Here is an 18,758-nt window from a genome sequence, read left to right on the forward strand (position 1 = left end):
GAAGCTCCTCCTTTTTTTCTCGCAGATTCAGGAGTGACGCAGGTTTGGGCTTTGGCACAACCCCGATGGCCGCGTTACTCCTTCCGCTAGTTATAGTTCTTTTATCTATATAATACAAATAAGAAATCCGCACCCTGCTTCATGGAAAGATTATAATTACCCTATGGGTGTCAGCACCCATTTTCGCCGCACCGCGATAGACGATAAATCAAGGGGATAGGAGCCATCATGACACATAAATTCAAAGTGGGCGACCATGTAGCCTGGAACTCGGAGGCAGGGCACGCCAGCGGCAGGATCATCAAGGTGCATACGCAAAATGTCGATTACAAAGGTTATACGCATCACGCCGGCGAGAATGATCCCCAGTATGAGATCAAGAGCGACAAAACCGACCATATTGCGATGCATAAAGGAGCGGCCTTGAGAAAGATAGACGACTGACGGCCGGGATGCCGCATATACCCCGCTAGAGAGGGGTAGGACTCATCTCCTTGATTTCCGAAGGCCAGTTGATCGCATCTTCAAAACTTGTGAAAACCTCATACTGAAATCCCTTCAAGTCGAGACAGGCTTTAAACTGCATTGCCACCGCCAGCCGCTTTTCTTCATGCGGCACGACGGTCGCGATTTTTCCTTTGAAGAGCGATTTATAACGGGCCATCTCAACGGCCAACTGTAACATCATTCCAATGCTGTCGTCATCGGCAATCGTTGTTTCCCGCATATCGACAAGAATATTGTGACCTGTATGAAAAGTGGCTGCAGCGGCAAGCTCGTGAATGATCTCCATCGACCGGTCCAAATCGATATTTCCCGCTTCAGTCTTCCGAATGAAATCCTTCACTTTATATATCTTTACCATGGCAGGCATACCAACTCCCTCCCCTTCGCTTTAACCCCTTCCTCTTCGCTGCTGCCGGTCCCGAGAGGCATAAGAATCCGCCTTGTGAAAGGGCGGAAGTCAGGCCCTTTCCCCTGTAGCCCCGATGATGGCTCGGAATTGGCGGGCTCCTCAATCCTGCGGGGCACTCGTCTCGATAAATGGTTTATAAAGCTCAACCGCTGAAAGTCAAGGGTGGGGCAATTGCTTTCCTATCATCCCAATTCCCTGCTCCGGCTTCGCGGATACGTCTTAAAGGGGGTGACAGTACCCCGGCCCTGACGGCCGGACCAAACCCCATCCCGGGAAGGGCACGGCTCAAGGGGCCATCATTAGATCACAGATGGAGGCCCGTATAGTATATAATAGGGCATCCCGCAAAGGGGGTCCGGAATGAATAGCCGGCCCCACGGCATGGACGGGACGGATAATTATCGGCTGCGGCGGATTGCAGCCCTTTGAAGACAGGAGGAAAATGGATGAAAAACCCGAGCGCCCGTGACCCCAATCCGACATACCAAAGGCTCCCGGATCGCGGGCGGCCCATAGAGCTTTTCGTGTCTCCTTCTCAATACATTCAGGGGCAGGGAGTCATCGGCCTCCTCGGAGAGTATCTGTCCCTGTGCGTCTCGGGCTGCGCGGGCGTGCTCATTACCCCGGGGCGGGACCGTGCCCTTGGGGACAGGGTGGAAAATAGCCTCAGGGCCGCCGGCTTTACCGTAAGAAAGGCTATCTTTCAGGGCGAATCATCCCTGGCGGAGGCGGGAAGGGTCGCCGAATTCTTCGAAGGTCCCGGTCCCCGAATAGATGTCCTTATCGGCATCGGCGGGGGCAAGTGCCTCGATGCTGCGAGAATGGCGGCCTCGAGGCTCGGCGTGCGGGCCGTTACAATCCCCACCACGGCTTCGACCGATGCACCGACATCGGCCCATTCCGTTGTCTACGACGGGAACGGGGTTTTTGCCGATGTCGAATTCAGCTCAACCAATCCCTTATTGGTGCTGGTCGATCTCGATGTGGTTGCCGCTGCCCCGACCCGCTTTCTCGTGGCCGGTATGGGGGATGCCTTTTCCACATTCTATGAAGCGCGCTGCTGCATGGAAAACCAGGAAGCCCGGACCGCACGGGGCGCCAGGCCGACCATGGCGGCCCTGGCTATTGCGCGTCAGTGCCGTGACCTGCTCCTCGAATACGGCACCGCGGCCCTGGAAGAGATCGGGAACCGGGAAACGGGCGAGGCCCTCGAACGTATCGTAGAGGCCAATATTCTTCTTAGCGGGCTCGGGTTCGAGAGCGGCGGCCTTGCGGGGGCGCACGGCGTGGCCCAGGGATTGACCGCCTGCAGGGATTTGCATACAAACTGCCTTCATGGAGAGCTGGTAGCCATCGGCACGATGACACAATTGATCATGGAAAAACGAATGGACGAGGCGGAGCAGGCCGCCCGCTTCTTTAAGGACGTGGGCCTGCCGTTGCACCTCGCTCAAATCGGTTTCGACCCGCTCGAGAGGGGGCCGGAGCTGGACGAGATCGTGAAGCAGAGCCTCAACGTATTCTTCATCCACTACGAGCCGTTTGAAATAAGCCATGATTTCCTGAAGGCATCGATTCTCGAGGCGAGCGAGTTCGGAAAGACCATGGGGAAAACCCTGACAAAATAAGGGCAGGGGATGCTCCATGGCCGGAGCCTCACCACGCACGTGAGAAGCTAACCGTTCAAAGCTAAGTTCGACGGCATGGTTATCAAAGATAGGGCGAAGGTCAATCCGATTATTGCACAAGACCCGCAGCGGAGAAGGTGGATAAAAATAAAAGCCCCGGTGCGGGCAATGAAAGGAGTCCTTTATGAGCGGCGATGGATTGACCGTCGGTTTTTTTGGACCTGAAGATGCGGAAGGGGTGGCGAGGCTTTTTACGGAAGTCTATGGAGACGAATATCCGGCGAAGATAGTCTATCACCCCGACCAGCTTGTCGCCGCATTCGAAACACGGGAGCAGATACCGATCGTGGTCCGTACTTCCCGAAAGGTGGTCGTGGGGTATAGCTCTCTGTTCCGCGCTGCCCCGGACAAAGGGGTATACGAGAAGGGGAATGGGGCGGTCTCGCCGGCCTTCCGGAACGCGGGCATTATGAGGATGATCTTCCGCCACGTGAGAGAGACATTGCCCGGCATTCGCGATATCACGGTGCTTTTCGGGGAGCCGGTCTGCAATCACATCTATATCCAGAAAGCTGCCCTTGCCGAAATACCCTTCATAGAGACGGCCCTCGAGGTCGGCCTCATGCCTGCCGAGGCATATGAAAAGGAACAGAGCGCACCGGGGCGGGTATCGACGCTCCTCATGTTCATTACCGCGCGCCCGAAGCCGCACGTGGTCCATGTCCCTGAGATATATGAGGAGTACTTCCAATATATTTACCGCGGCCTCGATGACGGACGGTCATTCTCCCGGTCGGGAGAGGGGCTTCCCGCCTCGGAAACGACCCGGATCGAGACGGAGATATTTGCCTCCGCCCGGGTTGCCCGCCTGACTGTCCATGCCGCAGGATCGGAATTTGAACGGGCTTTTTCTGCCGAGGAGGAGCGTATTCCGGGCGGGCATGGGGAGGTAATCCAGGTGTGGCTGAAATTGTCATGGCCATGGATCGGAAGGGCGGTCGCTCTGTTGAAGGATACGGGCTACTCCTTTGGCGGCATATTGCCTCAATGGTTCGGTGAGGACGGGCTTCTCATGCAGAAAACCCTCACCCAGCCGGACTGGGAGGCGATTCACCTCTTTTCCGACCGGGCGAAGCAGATCCTGGAGTTTATCAGGACCGATTGGCAACAATAATTTTGCGATACGCCTTTTGGCGGAACGATCCGATCTCCCGGTCCTGCATCCGCGGGAAAAGGGTCAATAGATTCGGTTTTGTTGACGGGTTTCATGCTTCCTGATATAAGTTAGAACCGACCCGTAATCATTACTATGGAGACATCCTTGGAACGAGCGCACAGAGAGACTCGCCTTGCCACGCACCTCGACATGACCTACTTCTCTCTCACCATGTCTTTTATCGAGGAATCGGCCGCCGCATTCGGAATGGAGGCTCAGGATGCGGGGAGGCTGCGGCTCGCGAGCGAGGAGATATTTACGTACCTCGCAGAATATCGGAAAGGCGAGGCCCTTTCAGTGGAGACGGAGGACGGCTGTTACTATGTGGGAGTGAAATTCCTCCTCCATGCCGACCCGGACTCTCCGCCTCCTCATCTCCCGGAAAGGGGACCCGGGCCCCTCGAGCCCGGAGACGATCTTGCGTCCATGGGCCTCATTATCGCGTCCAGGTTCGTGGACCGTCTTCACATGCTCGAAGACGGCGGAGTGGGTCTCGTGAAAGAAAAAACCTATCCCGAGGCAGGTACGTTGGTCAGGACGCCGGTTCCCGCCCTGGCCCGGTTCCATGTGGCCGCGCCCGAAAACGAAGCCCTCAAGCATTTTGTCCGGCAGGTTGCCGCCTATTATGGGCCTCAATTTTTCCCCGTCGACTTTTGCTTTCCCGGTAAGGTAGTCGATATGGTTGCCCAGGGTCAGTACCGCGTCCTGGTGGCAACGGGCGGCGGGGCCGAGGTGGCGGGAGGGATAATGTGGCGCACGGAAGGCGCGCGCCTGATTGAGGCCTTCGGTCCCTATCTTTTCGATCAGCCCCCTCAATACGGCATGTCCGAGGCCCTGGTGGATGGGCTTCTCATGGAGATCGCAAAGACAGAGGCCTTTTGCGTGACCGACATATACCCGACTCCCGAGCTCCCTCACGGCTATTTCGAATTATTGGGGTCTATCGACCGCATAAAACCTGACGGACTGAGAGAGGCCCGCCTTTTTTATTACCGCCAGCTGAAGGAAGACCCCGGGCTTAGCGTCTGGGCCCATCCTGACCTCGTATCGTTCCTGGAACAGGAATATGAGCGCCTCTTTCTTGCCCGCCATATCCGCGTCACCACCGGCGGAGGTGAGGCACGGCCCGCCCATGCCTTTTTTTCTCTCCGCTTCGATCGTGTCCTGAGCTCGGCAATTCTCCGCCTCCTCTGGGACGGCGCCGACGCCCGGGAGGTCCTCGAAAATCATGTGAAATCATTGAGAGCCGAAGGGTTTTCGGACATTTTTTTTGAAATGGACCTCGCCCATACCCGGGAGGTCGATCTGACCCCTCTTCTGTTCCGGCAAGGGTTTGCGCCCCGTCTCGTCTTTCCTCACGGGGGTGGTGCGGATATGGTTGCCTTCCAGTACCAGGGGTAATAATAAAGGCCATGCCCCTTCCTGACCTCGCCTCTCTCGTCCCGGCCCACATAAGGAAATTCGAGCCCTACATCCCCAGCAATCCCGACCGCGTGCTCATGAACCTCTACGGGTGCGACCACCTGTGGCGGCTTAACAACAATGAGAACCCCTTCGGGCCTCCCCCTTCCGCCCGTGAGGTGATACGGCGGTTCGAGCCGGCGGAGGCGGGCCTTTACCCGAGCGGCGACTCATACTACCTGCGTCAAAAGCTCGCGGAAAAATACTCGCTCCACCCGGACCAGTTTCTGGTGGGCAACGGCGCAAACGAGGTAATCGCTTTTGTGATAAAAGCCTTTTGCCGGGAAGGGGACAATATCATTACCGCTGATAAGACCTTTGCCGTCTATGAATGGGTGGCCGCCTTTTCCGGGTTCCGGGCGCGGCTCACCCCGCTTAAGGACTTCGGCTTCGATGGGGAGGCCATGCTCGGCCAGGTGGACGAACGGACCAAGATACTCTTCGTCTGCAATCCCAATAATCCCACGGGAACTTATTGGAGCGAGGAGAAACTGCGCCGGTTTCTCACCCGCACGGAAGGGCGCCGGATTGTAGTGGTGGATGAGGCTTATTGCGAATTTGTAGAGGGCCCCGATTTTCCCGACTCCATGAGCCTCCTCAAAGAGTTCCCGAACCTGGTCGTCTTCAGGACTTTTTCGAAAATGTACGGCCTCGCGGGACTGCGCATAGGGTATCTGGCGGGAAGTCGGGAAGTGGTGGATATTATCAGGCGCACGCGCGTCGTCTATTCGGTGAACAGGCTGGCCCAGGATGCTGCCCTGGCCGCCATGGGCGATCACGGGCATATCGAGCGCACTCGCGAGCTGGTGCGGGTGGAAAAAGGGTATCTCACCGCGGAGCTGGCATCCATGGGTCTCACTACCCAGTCCGGGGAAGGGTGCTTCATCATGGTGAAGCTGCCCATGAGCGATACCCTTGCATACCGCAGGCTCATGAGTCGGGGTGTCATGATCCGCAGCATGACGGGGTTCAGGTTCCCCAACTGGATACGGGTAAGCATAGCCCAACATGAGGCCATGGAGGCATTTATCGGGGCCCTGCGCTACATCCTCGGGGAAAGACCGGGCCATGAAGGTCGATAGAATTCCTTTTGAGATCGGGAAAGCAACGCCCCGCGCGGACGGCAGCGCCAAGGTTTCGGGGAAAGAGAAATATGCCGCCGACTATTACGAGGGCGACTTCCTCTGGGCAGGCGTAAAACGGGCAGGCGTGCCCCACGCGACGATCAAGGGCATTCACACGGAGGCTGCGGAGGCCCTGCCCGGGGTCATTGCGGTGCTTACCTGGAAGGATATCCCCGGGGAGAACAGGTTAGGGATAATCCGAAGGAACCAGCCGGTTCTTGCCGAGACCGTGGTCCGCCACTCAGGCGAGGCAGTGGCCCTTATCCTCGCAGAGAGCCGGGGCGCCCTCAAAGGGGCAATCGATTCTATTCTCCTCGAGTATGCGCCCCTGCCCGGGGTCTTTTCCGCGCAGGAGGCCTTGAAAGAATCCTCTCCCCTCGTGCACGAGGACAACCCCGAAGGGAACGTGATAAAAGCCGTGTCAGTGGAGACCGGCGCATGCGCTTCTGCCATGGGCGAGTGCGACGTGGTGGTGGGGGGCGTGTACGAGACGCCCGTCCAGGAACATGCCTTTCTCGAGACCGAGGCAGGGTGGGCCTATCGCGCGGAGAACGGGGCCTGCGTGATCGTCGCCTCTACCCAGACGCCTTTCCGTGACTGTTTCGAGATAGCCCCGGTTCTGGGAATGGACCCGGGGAGCATCCGGGTCATCGCGCCCTATCTCGGCGGCGCCTTCGGCGGCAAGGACGGCATCACGGTCCAGTGCCTCCTCGCCCTTGCCCTGCTCCATGCAGGGGGCAGGCCTGTAAAGATTTGGTGGGACAGGGAGGAGAGTTTCCTTGCCGGGGTGAAGCGCATGAACGCAACGATGCATTACCGGCTGGGCGCGAAGCAGGACGGAACGTTCCACGCCCTCGAATGCAGGCTTTATTACGACGGAGGCGCCTATTCGCCCCTCGGCGGGGAGATCATGACCTTGGGGGCCGAGCATGCCGGCTCGGCATACCGTATCCCGAACGTGAGCGTAAAAGGGTGGGCCCTCTATACGAACAACCCCGTGGGCGGACCCTTCCGCGGGTTCGGCGTGCCCCAGGTGACGGCTGCCATGGAGCAGATGGTCGATATGGCAGCCCGAAAGCTCGGCATGGACCCCCTCTCGATCCGCCTTCAAAACGTGGTGCGGAAAGGGGACAGGAATTGTGTGGGAGTGATCCTCACCCACTCCACCGGGGCTGCGGAGTGTCTTGAAACAATCTTAGGCCACCCTCTCTGGAAGACCCGGGATGAGTGGAAAAAGGGGGCGGGCCTATTTAAAGTCCGGGGCGTAGGGCTCGCGTGTATGGCCCATGCCATGGGTTACCCGCCTATGGTGCCCGACGAGGCCCGGGCAAAGATCGAGCTTACCGCGGAGGGGAAGATCCGGGTCTATGCGGGTGTGGTTGACATGGGACAGGGGAATGCAAGCACCTATCAGCAGATTGCAGGCCATATTCTCGTCCAGGACGGCCCCGCAATGGAGCTGGTCCTGCCCGATACGGCGCGCACCCTGCCGTCCGGCTCCTCGTCGGCAAGCCGGACCACCTATACCTATGGCAATGCCCTCATCGAGGCAGCCACTGATCTCAAAAAAGCTATCCTGAAGGCCGCCTCCGCCCAAACCGGCGGAACCCGGCCGGAGGAGTTCGTCCTTGTGCCGGACCGGGTTCGCCATATCCCCACAGGGAACGAGATCTCTCTCGGGGAATTGGCCGGCTCCATGGACGGGCCGGCAAGGACGGCCACGGGATATTTCAGGATGCCCGTGACCCGGGAAAGGCTCGACGCCATTTACATGGGACCTCACCTCATCTTTTCCTACGGCGCCCACCTCGTCTATGCGGAGATCGACGAGCTCACCGGGCAGGTGGAGATCGCGCGCTACCTCGCAATCACGGACGCGGGCAAGGTGATGAGCCCCCGGGTGTACGAACAGCAGATCGAGGGCGCAACCGCCATGGGCATCGGGTACGCCCTGACCGAAGATTTCAAGGTCGCGAACGGTTCTATCGTCACACAAGACCTTGCCACCTATATCATCCCTACATCCATGGATATCCCCCGGATAGAGTCCATACCCGTTGAAATAGCCGAGGAGACGGGGCCCTTCGGAATGAAGGGGGCGGGAGAAATAGGCATGAGCGGACCCATGCCCGCCATAGGAAACGCCATCTGCGATGCGTGCGGGATCAGGATCCTTCGTGCGCCCTTCATTGGCGAAGCCGTGCATGAGGCCCTCTTGTCCGGGAACGCAGAGGAGGCCGACCTGTGAAGATACGCTTCACTCTCAATGGAGAGGCCAGGGAAATGGAGACGGATGAGAGACGAAGGGTGATCGATCTACTCCGGGAGGACCTCACGATGACGGGCACGAAAGAGGGGTGCGGCACAGGGGAATGCGGGGCCTGCACGATCCTCGTCAACTCGGAGAGCAGGCTCGCCTGCCTCATGGTCGCGCCTCAGCTCGACGGGGCCGAGGTCATGACCATCGAGGGGCTGGCACGGAATGGAGAGCTCCACCCCCTTCAGAAGGCCTTCATAGAATATGGCGCAATCCAGTGCGGCTTTTGCACCCCCGGCATGGTGATGGCATCCCTCGACCTTCTCACGCGAAACCCGAGCCCGACGGAGGCTGAAATCAGGGAAGGCATAAGCGGGAACCTGTGCCGGTGCACGGGCTATCAGAAGATCGTGGAGGCGGTGTCGGCCGCGGCGTCTGCACGCAAGTTGGGTGGGCGCCCGTAATGAACGTCTATCTGCCCGGGTCCTTAAGCGAGCTGTGGAGCAGGCAGGAGGAGTGCGGCATGGCCCAATTCTTTGCCGGCGGCACCGACCTTTTCGTAAAGCTGCGCGCCTCGGCTCAATACCCCCGGGCCCTCATAGGGCTTGAAGCCGTAAGGGAGCTTCGATCGATCGAGGAAAGGGAGGGCGCCATATTTGTCGGGGCCGGCGCGAGCCACACGCGCCTCTTGTCCCACCCGCTCATTCAGGCCCATTTCCCGTTGCTTGCGAAGGCCCTGCGCGTGCTCGGCTCGCCGCCCGTAAGGAACATGGGCACCATAGGGGGCAACATCTGCACTGCTTCACCTGCGGGCGACGCGCTGCCGCCCCTTTACGCCCTGGGCGCGGAAGTGGAGCTGAGGAGGAGGGACCGGTCCCGCCGGCTCCCGATTCACGAATTTATCCTGGGACCGGGGAAGACCGCCCTTGCGGAGAATGAGCTGCTCTACGGGGTGTGGCTTAAGAAGGATGACTCCCCTGCGCTTTTTCACTTTGAGAAGGTGGGACCGCGGAAAGCCCTGGCCATCGCGATCGCCAGTTTTGCGGCCCTCATAAATTCCACGGACGCGGGGATCGTGAAAAAGGCCCGGTTTGCCTGGGGGAGTGTGGGCCCTGTGGTGGTGACCTCACGCGAGGCCGAGGAGTCCCTTGTCGGCTTTCCCCTCACACGGGAGAGCCTTCAAAGGATCGTGCCCATCGTCGATAAGATCGTCTCCCCCATCGATGACGTAAGGGCGAGTGCATCCTACAGGAGGGCCTTGGCCGGAAACCTCGTGCTGCGCCTTGCGGAGTACGGACCCCGGGAAATGGGCGGGAAGGGGGAGGGGCTTACCCGAACATGACCACATTGCAACCGGACAGGCTTTTTACCAGGGAATTCACGGCCCTCAATCTCATCTTCTTCTTTGCCGCGGCCGTGATGGCCCTCTTCTTTCAGTTCCAGCACTATCTTCAGGCCCTGTCCATCCCCTCCGGGTGGTTCGGGTTCCTTATAGGGGCCGACTCTCTTGCATGCTTCGTTCTCCAGCCCATGCTCGCGGTGCGCCTCAATAGCGGGAACGGCCGGAAATGGATCGTGGTCTCCCTCTTCGGAATGGCGCTCGCTCTATTCGCCTACAGCTTCGCCTTGGATCTCGTGACCCTCGCAATAGTCCGCGTAATCCACGGCGCTGCCTTTGTCTGCCTCGTCTCCGCCATAATGGCAATGATCACGGTGTGGATACCCCGTGAGAAAAGCGGCAGGGCCTTCGGCCTCATATCCGTGGTCAGGCTCCTCCCTTACTCCATGATTCCCCCTCTCGTCGGTCTGATCGGGGAAAGACCGGCGGATTTCCGCCATATCCTGATCCTCGGGGGCCTGGTCATGCTCCTCTCTTCCCTTGCGGTTTTAGCCGTGAAGCCCGCGCCGCCGGCAGGGATTACAGGCCCCGCAGATATCCGTCCCACCCAGACCCGGGACCTGTGGACGGATATTAAGGACCGGAAGGTGGCAACCCTCCTCGTGGTACAGCTCCTGCTCTATAGCTCCTACACCATCGTTTTTTTCTTTCTCAAGGAGTATGCCCACGGGCAGGGGATAGAAAACCCCGGCTTTTTCTTCACCATCGCCACCGCGGCCATGATAGGCGTGAGGGTCGCGGGATCTGCCTTCTTCGACCGTTTCAACAAGGCCCCCGTCGCCGGCCTCTCCCTGGCCGGGCTTGCCGCCTCTTACTATGCCCTCGGCGCGCTCTGCCGCCCTGAGACGTTTTATATTCTGGCCCTTATCATGGGCCTCGGGTGGGGGATCGCAATGCCCGTGGTTCTCGCCCTCATATTCGATGTTTCCGAGCCCCCTTTCAGGAGCATGAACCTCAACCTCTCCCTCCTTATGATGCAGGGGGGCTTCTTTTTGGGCCCCTTTGGAGGAGGGGTTATCATATCCCGCGGGGGCTATGGTCCGCTCTTCATCTTCACCGCCTTCATAGGTCTCGCTGCCGCAGGCCTTATATGGACAATTTCCCCAAGGAGGAACGCGTGAGAGAGCAGGGACCGGGGATCGAGGCAGGGCAGAAATTCGAGGTGGACGCCTTTCGCCCTGAAGACGCGGCCGGAGTGGCGCGCCTCTTCAGAGAGGTATACGGCGACGCCTATCCCATGAAACTGGTCTACGATCCCCTTCGGTTGAGGGATGCCTGCGAAAGAGGGGACAACATATCTCTCGTGGCCAGGACCGAAAGAGGCGATGTGGTCGGCCATGAGGCGTTTTACCGCTCCGCCCCCAGCCCTAGGGCCTATGAGCTTGGCCAGGGCCTCGTCTTGTCTTCCTACAGGGGTCTCGCAATACTGGGAAACCTGCAGGAATATGCCTTCGAAGTAATGGCCCCTTCCATGGACCTCGACGTAGTCTTCGGAGAAGGCGTCTGCAACCATATTTTTATGCAGAAAGCATTGACCGCATCCCGGACCGTGCCGATGGCCCTCGAAATAGACCTCATGCCCGTCGAGGCCTACGAGAAGGAAGGGAGCGCCGGGGGCCGGGTCGCTGCCCTCCTCATTTTCCGGACCTACCACCCGAGACCGCAGACGATATATATGCCCGGACGGTATCAGGACGCCCTTACGTTTGTATATGAAGCCCTGGACGATGAGCGGACCCTCCTGCAATCTCCAAACGAGGCAAACCCGCCGGGACTGCCCACCACCATTACGACCCGGGTCTTCGATTTTGCCCGGGTAGCCCGCATGGCGGTCCACGAGGGGGGAGAGGATTTCCCGGGGGCTTTCGAGGTCGAGGAACGTAAGGCCCTCGCCAGGGGAACGATGGTCGTGCAGGTATGGCTCAAGCTCTCGTGGCCATGGATCGGGGCCATAGTGGAACACCTGAAGACGAAGGGGTATTTCTTCGGCGGAGCCCTTGCCCAATGGTTCGGCGGCGACGGCCTCCTCATGCAGAAAGTCTTCGCCACCCCCTCATGGGAGGGGATTCTACTCCATTCGGACCGGGCAAAAAAGATCATGGAATATGCCAGGGAAGACTGGGCGAACGGCGTATGACGCCTCACGCCATGAAAGGCACGGGTCCGCAATTGGCCCCCTGTTCCTGATAAAGGAGAAAAATGGAAATTAAATATATCCGAAAGGGGCTGCTTGCATGAAAGGACTCACCCTTACCGCCATTTTGTCAGCCCTGCTCCTCGCCCTGTCCCTTGCCCCGGTCATGGCCGGCAATGGGGCAGTTGGCCCCAATCAGGCCGAGACCGCTGCAAAAGATCACGAACGATTCATCCGGCAGGCCTATGACCTGGCGATCAGTGCCGGAAAAAAAGGCAACCACACCTTCGGGGCCCTCCTGGTCCATGAGGGCAAAGTTATGCTGACGACGGAGAATACGGTCTATACCGACAAAGACAGTACCCGTCACGCGGAGATAAACCTCATAGTCAGGGCGAGACGAGAGATTTCGCCCAAAGTGCTGGGGGAGAGCACTTTGTACACCAGCGCCGCACCCTGCATGCTCTGCTGCGCGGCAATGTGGTACTCAGGCTTCAAGAGAGTCGTCTATGGCGTCTCCTACGACGCCCTGGCGGAATTGACGGGATTTAAGGATAAGAGCATTCCCTGTGACAAACTCCATGAACAGACCGATAAACCCCTTGAATGGATCGGGCCTGTCCTCGAAAAGGAAGGCCTGAAGGTCTTCTGCTGTTGGCCCCGGGATTCGTTTCAATCTTCCATTCTGAAGAAACTGGACTGTGCGGACATGGGGAGCCGCTGCAATGGCGAGCCTCGATAAGGGTTAGGGGCCGATGGGGGCTATGCCTCTTATCCTCCGCGGCCGCCCGACACGGGACGGAGCTTCTTCCCCTCCATGACGACATATTGTTCGTTCCACATGGTGTCATATATCGTATCTCCATGAAACCACCCTTTCATGGCGCCGTCCCTGTCGATGATGGCGCCGTTCTCCGCGATGCGATATGCCTCGTAGCCGGATAGATCGCGCTCGGTAATCTCGGGGGCCTGCAAATCAGGCACCGCGACCAGGAAAGCCAGGATATAGAGTGCCGGAATAAGGGTCTTATTCATCCCTTTTACCCCGTAACGCAGCCCGCTCCGTGCGTCGTCCCTCCTTATGCAGGCAGAGCGCCATGAGGAGAATGCCCTCGCGGGCCAATTGCCCATCGCCTGATAGAGCCGATTGAAGGCACCTCGCTTCAAAACCTTCCGCCTCCATGAGCTCGTAGCCATCTCGGTCTCCCATGACGGCCTCCTCCATGGCATCCGCCGGATTAAAGGTATCAACGGTTCCGTATGTGTGGTTTATCCTGAACGTGTGTAGCGCCATCTTCGCCCTCCTGTATTGACTGTAGAATTGTATCAGGGGGGAGTGACAACAGTATGTCAGCGGATTTTAGGAGAATTTTTTAAGAATGTTTTCGGGCGGACCGGGAGAGTTCTTCCTCGATCTGTTTCCTTAGCCATTTCGGCTTCGTAACTTCCACATTGGGGAGCCAGGAGTAGATCCATCGCCTGATTTCATCCACGCCCGAAACGGTAAAGGAGAGCTCCGCATCACCATTGGGGAGGATCGTCCTTTTTTCAGAGGGATGCCACTTATCTTTTCTCAGGATGTAATCCGAGACCACCTTTTCGAACCTGACGGTGACTTTCGCCATCTTGCCGTCAATGATGCCCCAGGGGCCGGACAGGTAGGCCTTCAGGTCGAAATCGGGTCGATGAGTGAAATAGAGGTTGCGCTCCTCTATATCGATTATCCTGTCGAGGGCAAAACTGCGGATGCCCTTTCTCAGGTGACAGAAGCCGACGAGGATCCATATACCCTCATAGAGGACCACCACATAAGGGTCTACAGTGCGCCCCGTCTTCTCTTTGGAGAGGCGGGCCTTGTAGGTGATATCGACCGACCGCTTCTCCTGGACGGAGATGAGGAGTATCCTCAAGATGGCCTCCATCTTTTCGTTGAAGATCGTATCGGGGGTCTTGATGACGATGGGGGAACCCTCTCCCGGCGAAATCTTTGCGCCGGGCGTGAACATCCTCGTCACGAGGCTCTGGAAATTCAGGGTGAAGGGCTTGCCGAGATGAGAGATTGACTCCCCTGCTGCGAGCAGGGTCTGGAACTCCTCATCCGAGAGCATGGGCTTCTTGATGCGGTCGCCATTGGTGAATTTGTAGCCGCCCCGGTCCCGGTCATACTCGATGGGATCGATGATGTTAATGAGCTCGAGATAACGGAACACGGTCCTTCTGGCGACCTGGAAACGTTCCATCATGGAGTCTATGGAAGGGAACTTACTCTGGGCAATGAGGGTGTAGACCTCGAGGAGACGGATGACTTTTTCCGAGATGCCCGCGGGACTCGCCCCTTTTTTCATTGGTTTCATAGGTTCGAGATTATACCATAAGTGGACCCGCAACCCCGCGGGAAAGGCAGATAATTCCAGCCGGCTGAAAAGAAGTCCGCCTCAGCCTTGCCTTTTTCGTGCCGCCCTTACCTTGACCAGTTCGGCCGCAATGCTCACGGCGATCTCCTGCGGTGTTTCCCCATCGATATCGAGACCGATGGGGGCATGAACATTTTCGAACAACCGCGGGTCCACGCCGCGACCCGCCAGGTGGTCGTAGATTATCTTCGTCTTACGCCTGCTGCCTATCATGCCCACGTATGCCGAAGGCTGGGCGAGGACCGATTCGAGCACTTCCGCATCGTTCTTGTGGCCTCTCGTGACGATGACATGGTAATCCTCCGGCGTCCGCTCGAGGTTTCTCAAGACCTCGTCAAAAAATCCGGCGATCACGCGTTCGGCTTCGGGAAAACGATCCCTGTTGGCAAAGGACATACGGTCGTCGATCACCGTGATGTCGAAATCGACCATTGCGGCAATCCTGGAGATGAATTGGGATATATGACCGGCGCCGTACAGATAGAGGCGGGGCTTGGGATTGATCGGCTCCACAAGGAAGCCGGCCTTCACCAGGGTTTTCCGCTCTCCAAAGGAGCCGCCGGTCACCTCATGGGGAAGGGCCTTCGGGTCGCCGCCCCACACTTCACCGTCTTCAGCTTGGACCATTTTGAAGAACCGTCCGTCGCCGACAGCCGTGATGATCCGGGCCCTTCGTCCTGATGTCACGCATGACCGGATCGCCGTATAGAGGTCCCTATGGACGGGAAGGACGGGCTCCAGGAAAATATCCACATTGCCCCCGCAGATCATCCCCTCTTCGGCCACTTCCGTTCCCGTCATGGTATAGTGAATTACTTTGGTGTCCCTGCCTCCCATGAGCCACCTGGCTTCCTTCGTCGCCTCGGCCTCCACGCAGCCTCCCCCGATAGTACCGTGAAGCCGGAAGTCTTCTCCCAAAAAAACCTTGGCCCCCGATCCTTGCGGAGTCGCCCCCAGTTTTCTTATGATCGTTGCGAGAACGCCGCCACGACCTTCTCCCAGGTACTGCTCGATTACGTCATATAGGTTCAAAGCGGTTCTCCTTTTCCCGTCTCACGCAAGTCCGGAATGGAAGGCTTTCCATTTCACCGGGTTTTAATATATCAATTCAAATATATATTGTCAACTTAGTCTATGATGGTACTAGAGTATATACTCCCCCCCACAAAGATTGCCCAGCTGTTTCACTTTTGCACCGGGATCATCATGTTTTACCGGAGAGAGGAGATTATGACCGTCCTGACGGTAAACGGAAAGACAGCAGTAATAAAAGCAAGTCCGGACACCCCCTTGCTCTACGTCCTTCGAAATGACCTCGGGCCGAAGGGGCCAAAATTAGGCTGCGGCCTTGGCCAATGCGGGGCGTGCATGGTTCTTATGGGTGGCTCCGCGATCGCCTCGTGCGTTTGCGGGAGGCGCCTCTCGTGCTATGGGAGCGGAAGGGACTACCCCCGCAGCGCGCCCGTCCCCCCACTTCTACTCTTCCCACCCTCCCCAGAACATCGCAGGCGGTGATTTCTCCAGCCACTTTACCGGATAGCGATTCATGCCGGGCAGGATGCGGCTCCAAAAGGTCGCTACTGAGAAGATGATGAGGATGCCCAGGCCCACGGGCTGCCAGAGGGCCAAGAAGCCGGCGTGGTTGTGGACCATTATGAGGGCGTTGGCTCCTGCGGGAGGGTGCAATGTTTTCGTCGCCAGCATGAAGATGAGGGAGAGGGCCACGGCGAGCATGGATACCCATAGGGCATCTCCGCAGATTTGATAGCAGAGAATGCCGATGAGGGCGCTGCTCAGGTGGCCGCCGAAGAAGGCCCTGGGCTGGACTGCGGGGGCGCGGGTGAGGCCGAAGAGGAATATGGTTGAGCCGCCGAGGGACGCTAAAAGAAAGGGCGAGGCGGGCAGGCCGGTGAATTTGAGCGCCAGGCCGATGGCGATGGCGGCCCCTGCCACGCACCAGGCGAGCCTTCCCGCATTTTGCCAGATATGATGCAGCTTTTTTTGGTGTTTATCCTTCTCTTTCATCATCGTGAGGCTAATCTCCTGCCCATTACATATTGAGTTCATTTTGTGGGGCGCGACGTACGACTTTCTTTTCTATGACCCGTCCGACGACAGGAGACAAAGGGGGCGGCCCATGTCGCCCTGATGGGCCGCCCCCGTTTGCTCTCCCCCCGGCTTCAGGGCGCATCTATCGGTTGTCCTTTTTCCCTCACTTCTGATGCGTCCTAAGATAGTCTTTACAGTATCCCAGGGCTTCCTCGCCGGGAAGGTTCTTTGCCTTCATCGATTTCACGTAGTCATCGATCATGGGGGCAACCTTCGAGGCCCACTTGGCATCTTCTTCTTTCGTAAGGGCGATGAATTTAATGCCCTTGCCCTGGGCGTAAACCCTGCCGTCCTTATCCATCTGGTCCCAGAGCTGGCCGGTCTTCTCTGCCCATTCCGCATTGATCTGGGTAATGATGTTCTGGATGTCCGGGGGAAGGCTCGCCCACTTGCTCTTGTTCATGATGCAGAAGCCCGCGGTGGTGTAGGCGGAGCCGTAATTCTCGGTGGTGAACTTGGTCCAATCGGCGAGCTTCCATTGCTGCAGCCCTTCCACGGGGATGAGGATGCCCTCGACCACTCCTGTCCTCATGGCGTCATAGGCCTCCGCGATCGGCATTCCGACCGGGGCGCCTCCCAATACCTGGACGATCTTCGCGCTCAATCCCGTGGAACGGATTTTCATGCCTTTCATGTCTTCGAGCTTATTGACCGGCTTCTTGGTCATGAGGATGCCGGGCCCGTGGGCGTGGAGGTACATGACCTTCGTATCGTCCATCTCTTTCGGTTTGAACTTCTTATAGAAATCATTGACGAGCTTTGTCGCCACGTAGCCGCTCTTATATCCCAGAGGGAGGTCGATCACTTCGAGGAGGGGGAACCTTCCTCTCGTGTAGCTCAGGAACGACCAGCCGACATCCGCAATCCCCTTGTTGACCGCGTCATAGATAAGGGGCGCGGGCGCCAGGGTGCCGCTCGAATAGAAGGAGACCTTTACCCTGTTGTTGGTCCTCTTCTCCACTTCTTTGCACCACTGTTCCGCAAGTTGGGCCTGGCGGGTCGAGATCGGCATGAAATGGGCGTAGTTGAGGGTGATCACCTTCTCCTGGGCCGGCGCCGGCGTGGGCAAAAAAGAAATTCCGAAGAGTATCATCAGAGCGAAACCGTAGATTAATCCGTAACGTCTCATACACATCCCCCTTTGTTCGATTTAAAAGAAGATGGCTCACATGGAGTCATCGGTCTCTTCCTGAATGGATTCGCCTGGGTCCGTGGGCCCCGGGACGGGAGATAGAATCACTCGGGATCTCGACCGAGCCGTCCCTGCCGAGAAATACGGGCGCTGCCTGGATCGCCGCTGCTTTGGACTTCGGAAGAAGATCACCCATCGAATGCTCCTCTATCTATGTTTTCCTGTGTCAGAGTTTTTCGGCTTCCCTCTCCATCGTCTTCCTCAGGGTCTCTTTGAGATAAAGCATATCCTTTTTGAACAGGTTCTTTACCGCGGCGGTCTTGCCCCGGGCCATCAGCTCTATGGTCTCTCGATGGATGCGGGAGAGCTCCTGCTCGAATTCGAGATCGAGGAAGTTGAAAGCCGTCTCCGCGAGGATCTCGAGGAGGGACTTGGTGAAGGTCGAGAGGATGGGATTGCGGGTAATACCGGCAACGATCACATGGAATTCGAAATTTCTGTTTTTTAGGTATACGGGGTCCTGAAAGTGGTCCTCCACGTCTATATAGAGGTCGCGAAGCCTTTGGATATCGTCCCCGGTGGCGTTTCTGGTGGCCTCGGCCATCACGAAGGGCTCGAACTGCATGCGGACGTCGAAGATATGGTCGATCGTGATGTCGCCGTTCTCGGCGAGGTTCTTCCAGAGAACGCTGATGGGCTTGTGGAAGACGTTGCTTACGAAAATGCCGCCCTTCGGCCCCTTCTTTACGTCGACATAACCCGTTGCCTCGAGGAGTCTCAGGGCCTCCCTCAGCACCGAGCGGCTCACCTTGAGGTCGTCGGCGAGCTGTCTTTCACCCGGGAGCCTCGAGCCTATCTTGATCTCGTCCTTGATGATCTTCCGCTGGATCATTTGGGCGACCTGCTCCGAAAACCTCTTTGTCTCGAATTGCTGGAAGGGCGTCTCCGGCATGGTATCCCGGCCCATC

Annotated in this window: 20 protein-coding genes; 11 read left to right on the forward strand and 9 right to left on the reverse strand. The window is 58.0% G+C overall.

Annotation, left to right across the window (positions count from 1 at the left end):
* Window positions 1-228: 228 nt before the first annotated feature.
* Entirely contained in the window at window positions 229-444 is a 216-nt protein-coding gene (locus VGJ94_05965; GenBank protein HEY3276146.1) for a DUF2945 domain-containing protein, read from the forward strand.
* Window positions 445-469: 25 nt separating this feature from the next.
* On the opposite strand, the gene VGJ94_05970 is transcribed toward VGJ94_05965, so the two are convergent.
* Window positions 470-874, reverse strand: a complete 405-nt coding sequence (locus VGJ94_05970) for a hypothetical protein (GenBank protein HEY3276147.1) — start codon at window positions 872-874, stop codon at window positions 470-472.
* Between the two features lie 488 nt (window positions 875-1,362).
* Here VGJ94_05970 and VGJ94_05975 point away from each other — a divergent pair, with 488 nt between their 5' ends.
* The 10 genes from VGJ94_05975 (at window position 1,363) to VGJ94_06020 (ending at window position 12,877) form a co-directional block, all read left to right on the forward strand.
* On the forward strand, window positions 1,363-2,544 hold the full coding sequence (locus tag VGJ94_05975; GenBank protein HEY3276148.1) for a glycerol dehydrogenase: 1,182 nt from the start codon (window positions 1,363-1,365) through the stop codon (window positions 2,542-2,544).
* Between the two features lie 184 nt (window positions 2,545-2,728).
* On the forward strand, window positions 2,729-3,718 hold the full coding sequence (locus VGJ94_05980) for a hypothetical protein (GenBank protein ID HEY3276149.1): 990 nt from the start codon (window positions 2,729-2,731) through the stop codon (window positions 3,716-3,718).
* 147 nt (window positions 3,719-3,865) lie between these two features.
* Window positions 3,866-5,161, forward strand: a complete 1,296-nt coding sequence (locus VGJ94_05985) for a hypothetical protein (protein ID HEY3276150.1) — start codon at window positions 3,866-3,868, stop codon at window positions 5,159-5,161.
* A gap of 11 nt (window positions 5,162-5,172) precedes the next feature.
* Window positions 5,173-6,303, forward strand: coding sequence for a histidinol-phosphate transaminase (gene hisC, locus VGJ94_05990; GenBank protein ID HEY3276151.1), 1,131 nt, complete (start codon window positions 5,173-5,175; stop codon window positions 6,301-6,303).
* On the forward strand, window positions 6,290-8,593 hold the full coding sequence (locus VGJ94_05995) for a xanthine dehydrogenase family protein molybdopterin-binding subunit (protein ID HEY3276152.1): 2,304 nt from the start codon (window positions 6,290-6,292) through the stop codon (window positions 8,591-8,593). Before hisC ends, VGJ94_05995 begins: the two co-directional genes overlap by 14 nt.
* Window positions 8,590-9,066, forward strand: a complete 477-nt coding sequence (locus VGJ94_06000) for a (2Fe-2S)-binding protein (protein HEY3276153.1) — start codon at window positions 8,590-8,592, stop codon at window positions 9,064-9,066. The genes VGJ94_05995 and VGJ94_06000 overlap by 4 nt, the downstream gene beginning before the upstream one ends.
* Window positions 9,066-9,944, forward strand: a complete 879-nt coding sequence (locus VGJ94_06005; GenBank protein HEY3276154.1) for an FAD binding domain-containing protein — start codon at window positions 9,066-9,068, stop codon at window positions 9,942-9,944. The genes VGJ94_06000 and VGJ94_06005 overlap by 1 nt, the downstream gene beginning before the upstream one ends.
* Window positions 9,941-11,122: an MFS transporter gene (locus VGJ94_06010; protein ID HEY3276155.1), complete on the forward strand. Its 1,182-nt coding sequence runs from the start codon at window positions 9,941-9,943 to the stop codon at window positions 11,120-11,122. The genes VGJ94_06005 and VGJ94_06010 overlap by 4 nt, the downstream gene beginning before the upstream one ends.
* The gene (locus tag VGJ94_06015) at window positions 11,119-12,138 is read left to right on the forward strand and encodes a hypothetical protein (GenBank protein ID HEY3276156.1); all 1,020 of its coding nucleotides are present in this window, start codon (window positions 11,119-11,121) and stop codon (window positions 12,136-12,138) included. Before VGJ94_06010 ends, VGJ94_06015 begins: the two co-directional genes overlap by 4 nt.
* A gap of 97 nt (window positions 12,139-12,235) precedes the next feature.
* A complete protein-coding gene (locus VGJ94_06020; GenBank protein HEY3276157.1) occupies window positions 12,236-12,877 on the forward strand; it encodes a nucleoside deaminase in 642 nt (213 codons plus the stop codon).
* A gap of 29 nt (window positions 12,878-12,906) precedes the next feature.
* Here the strand turns inward: VGJ94_06020 and VGJ94_06025 are convergent, their stop codons facing one another.
* The 8 genes from VGJ94_06025 to VGJ94_06060 form a co-directional block, all read right to left on the reverse strand.
* Complete coding sequence (locus VGJ94_06025; GenBank protein ID HEY3276158.1) at window positions 12,907-13,170, reverse strand: hypothetical protein; 264 nt, start codon at window positions 13,168-13,170, stop codon at window positions 12,907-12,909.
* Window positions 13,163-13,429: a hypothetical protein gene (locus VGJ94_06030; GenBank protein HEY3276159.1), complete on the reverse strand. Its 267-nt coding sequence runs from the start codon at window positions 13,427-13,429 to the stop codon at window positions 13,163-13,165. The genes VGJ94_06025 and VGJ94_06030 overlap by 8 nt, the downstream gene beginning before the upstream one ends.
* 79 nt (window positions 13,430-13,508) lie before the next feature.
* Window positions 13,509-14,489, reverse strand: a complete 981-nt coding sequence (locus tag VGJ94_06035) for a WYL domain-containing protein (GenBank protein ID HEY3276160.1) — start codon at window positions 14,487-14,489, stop codon at window positions 13,509-13,511.
* Window positions 14,490-14,570: 81 nt separating this feature from the next.
* A complete protein-coding gene (locus VGJ94_06040) occupies window positions 14,571-15,581 on the reverse strand; it encodes an XdhC/CoxI family protein (protein ID HEY3276161.1) in 1,011 nt (336 codons plus the stop codon).
* A gap of 444 nt (window positions 15,582-16,025) precedes the next feature.
* Entirely contained in the window at window positions 16,026-16,577 is a 552-nt protein-coding gene (locus VGJ94_06045) for an HPP family protein (protein ID HEY3276162.1), read from the reverse strand.
* Window positions 16,578-16,761: 184 nt separating this feature from the next.
* Complete coding sequence (locus VGJ94_06050) at window positions 16,762-17,787, reverse strand: TRAP transporter substrate-binding protein (protein HEY3276163.1); 1,026 nt, start codon at window positions 17,785-17,787, stop codon at window positions 16,762-16,764.
* 46 nt (window positions 17,788-17,833) lie between these two features.
* A complete protein-coding gene (locus VGJ94_06055) occupies window positions 17,834-17,986 on the reverse strand; it encodes a hypothetical protein (protein HEY3276164.1) in 153 nt (50 codons plus the stop codon).
* A 30-nt stretch (window positions 17,987-18,016) separates the two neighbouring features.
* Window positions 18,017-18,757, reverse strand: coding sequence for a GntR family transcriptional regulator (locus tag VGJ94_06060; GenBank protein HEY3276165.1), 741 nt, complete (start codon window positions 18,755-18,757; stop codon window positions 18,017-18,019).
* Between the last annotated feature and the right edge of the window lies 1 nt (window position 18,758).

The sequence above is a fragment of the Syntrophorhabdaceae bacterium genome, from assembly GCA_036504895.1.
Classification (GTDB): domain Bacteria; phylum Desulfobacterota; class Syntrophorhabdia; order Syntrophorhabdales; family Syntrophorhabdaceae; genus PNOM01.

What these genes read in the sequence shown, in the direction of transcription:
- VGJ94_06005 (HEY3276154.1), top strand. Translation starts at nt 9,066, where the DNA reads ATGAACGTCTATCTGCCCGGGTCCTTAAGCGAGCTGTGGAGCAGGCAG.
- VGJ94_06030 (HEY3276159.1), bottom strand. Translation starts at nt 13,429, where the DNA reads ATGGCGCTACACACGTTCAGGATAAACCACACATACGGAACCGTTGAT.
- hisC (HEY3276151.1), top strand. Translation starts at nt 5,173, where the DNA reads ATGCCCCTTCCTGACCTCGCCTCTCTCGTCCCGGCCCACATAAGGAAA.
- VGJ94_06050 (HEY3276163.1), bottom strand. Translation starts at nt 17,787, where the DNA reads ATGAGACGTTACGGATTAATCTACGGTTTCGCTCTGATGATACTCTTC.
- VGJ94_06045 (HEY3276162.1), bottom strand. Translation starts at nt 16,577, where the DNA reads ATGATGAAAGAGAAGGATAAACACCAAAAAAAGCTGCATCATATCTGG.
- VGJ94_05995 (HEY3276152.1), top strand. Translation starts at nt 6,290, where the DNA reads ATGAAGGTCGATAGAATTCCTTTTGAGATCGGGAAAGCAACGCCCCGC.
- VGJ94_06025 (HEY3276158.1), bottom strand. Translation starts at nt 13,170, where the DNA reads ATGAATAAGACCCTTATTCCGGCACTCTATATCCTGGCTTTCCTGGTC.
- VGJ94_06010 (HEY3276155.1), top strand. Translation starts at nt 9,941, where the DNA reads ATGACCACATTGCAACCGGACAGGCTTTTTACCAGGGAATTCACGGCC.
- VGJ94_05970 (HEY3276147.1), bottom strand. Translation starts at nt 874, where the DNA reads ATGCCTGCCATGGTAAAGATATATAAAGTGAAGGATTTCATTCGGAAG.
- VGJ94_06035 (HEY3276160.1), bottom strand. Translation starts at nt 14,489, where the DNA reads ATGAAACCAATGAAAAAAGGGGCGAGTCCCGCGGGCATCTCGGAAAAA.
- VGJ94_06060 (HEY3276165.1), bottom strand. Translation starts at nt 18,757, where the DNA reads ATGGGCCGGGATACCATGCCGGAGACGCCCTTCCAGCAATTCGAGACA.
- VGJ94_06055 (HEY3276164.1), bottom strand. Translation starts at nt 17,986, where the DNA reads ATGGGTGATCTTCTTCCGAAGTCCAAAGCAGCGGCGATCCAGGCAGCG.
- VGJ94_05980 (HEY3276149.1), top strand. Translation starts at nt 2,729, where the DNA reads ATGAGCGGCGATGGATTGACCGTCGGTTTTTTTGGACCTGAAGATGCG.
- VGJ94_05975 (HEY3276148.1), top strand. Translation starts at nt 1,363, where the DNA reads ATGAAAAACCCGAGCGCCCGTGACCCCAATCCGACATACCAAAGGCTC.
- VGJ94_06020 (HEY3276157.1), top strand. Translation starts at nt 12,236, where the DNA reads ATGAAAGGACTCACCCTTACCGCCATTTTGTCAGCCCTGCTCCTCGCC.
- VGJ94_05965 (HEY3276146.1), top strand. Translation starts at nt 229, where the DNA reads ATGACACATAAATTCAAAGTGGGCGACCATGTAGCCTGGAACTCGGAG.